Here is a 2,002-nt window from a genome sequence, read left to right on the forward strand (position 1 = left end):
CCAGTTGAATGACACCATCGTTGACGCATTGGTTGACAGCTACCAGGCTGCTAACACAACAACTCACGTAGAACGTCTGACTATCCGTGCGATCGACAACGTCAACGTTGCCAACGCCACAGTCGGCGTTTCCATCGATGCAGGTGTACTGACAGCGCAATCCGCACTGGACGTGACCCTGGGCCGTGGCGCCAACTTCCTGAGCCTGGGCGCTGGTGCAGACCGCGTGGTATTGCTGGGTAACTATGTGGCTGGTACTTACCTGACAACAGAAAACGGTGTTTCCCTGAACGCCCAGTCCACAGCAACAGCTGTAGCACGTGTTGTGACAGACACCATCAACCTGGGTGCTGGTAACGATACACTGGTGACTTACGGTGCGATCAACCTGGCTGGTGCACAATTGTCTGGTATTGAAAACATCACAGCGAACTCTGCTGTTGTGATCACTGCTTCCCAATATGCTGCTCTGGTTGCTGCTCGTGCTGCTCTGTCCCTGAGCACACCAGTGTTGACATTCACAGGCAATGTTCCACATCAACTGACTATCGTTGATGACATCGTTGGTGCAAACAATATCGACCTGTCTTTGATCTCTGTAACTAGCGGCACTTTGGTTCTGGACGTAACATCCTCTTCCAATGCAACTGGCGGCAGCGTCAACAACATCACTACATCCAATGCAGTGACTCTGTCTGGCGGCGCAACAGTGACAACAGGTGTAGTTGGCACTAACCCAGTCAACGGCGGCGGTACAGCATTGTCCCCAACAGCATTGACAGCTGGCGGTACATTCAACAGCACACTGAATGTGAACGACAACTTCACAGGCTTGATCGCAACTCTGAATGGTACAACTGTCAACGGTAATGCTGCTGACACAGACATCATCACTTTGAGCGATGCAGGTACCGTTGTTGTTAACAATGGTACGTCAGGTGGTACTATCACTAACATCAAGACTCTGAATCTGGCTAACGGTACTAACGCCATCAGTTTCTTCAATGCTACAAGTGGTATTACTACCGTCAATGGTGGTACAGGTAACGATAGTGTTGACTTGACCGGTGCTGCGAACTCCTTCCTGGCTGGCAATGTCAACCTGGGCACAGGCAATAACACACTGACACTGGCTGGCTCTGCTTACACTGGTACTTTCAGTGCAGGTGCTGGTACTACAGATACATTGTCTCTGGTCACTGGTTCCAACATCGCTGGTGCAAACATCACTGGCTTTGAACAACTGACTCTGGCTAACAACTCTTCTGTAACAATGACAGCTGCTCAATTCGCAGCCTTCACTGGTACAGTAACAGCTGCTGGTGCAGAAACAGTAACATTCACAACAGCAGGTACAGTTGCTGGTGTTGCAGCGATCGAAAACTACAACCTGGGTAATGGTACTAACACCTTTACAGCAGCAGCAGGTGCAGTTTCCGTAGTTGGTGGTACAGGTAACGACACTCTGAATATCAGCGAAGCAATCTACAATGCTTCCATCGCTACCATCAACGGTGGCCTGGGTACTGATATCCTGAACGTTGGTGCAGTAACAGCAGCAATCAACCTGAGCACAAAAACAACTGGTGTTGAAACTATCAATGTAACTGGTGGTACAACAGCTGCATGGACAGTCACTAACGAAAACGGCGCTGGCGTGACTTTGAACTTCACCAAGTCTGCTACTACCGACATCAACAACGTCATCCTGGGTACAGGCGGTCAGACTCTGAACGTTCTGGGTACAGGTACAGGCAACACAACCATCACTGGTGGTTCTGGTGTTGATACGATCAACCTGTCCACAACAGCAACAGGTATCGATACGATCGCTACCGGTTCTGTGATCGCCAACATCGATACAGTCGGTAACTTCAAGGCTGCTGGTGCAGACGTGTTCAAAACAGGCACAAATGCAACAACCTTGAACTCCCTGACTATCGCTACAGCTGACACAGCAACGCTGGCAGCCGCGATTGCAACAGCAGCGACAGCCGCTGGT

General features: G+C 50.3%; 1 protein-coding gene. It reads left to right on the forward strand.

Annotated elements, in window-relative coordinates:
- On the forward strand, positions 1-2,002 hold a 2,002-nt coding region (locus tag LZ463_RS28795; RefSeq protein WP_489686165.1), incomplete at both ends, for a beta strand repeat-containing protein.

Origin of the sequence: Undibacterium paludis, assembly GCF_022568815.1 — a bacterium.
In the GTDB taxonomy this organism is placed as follows: Bacteria; Pseudomonadota; Gammaproteobacteria; order Burkholderiales; family Burkholderiaceae_D; genus Undibacterium.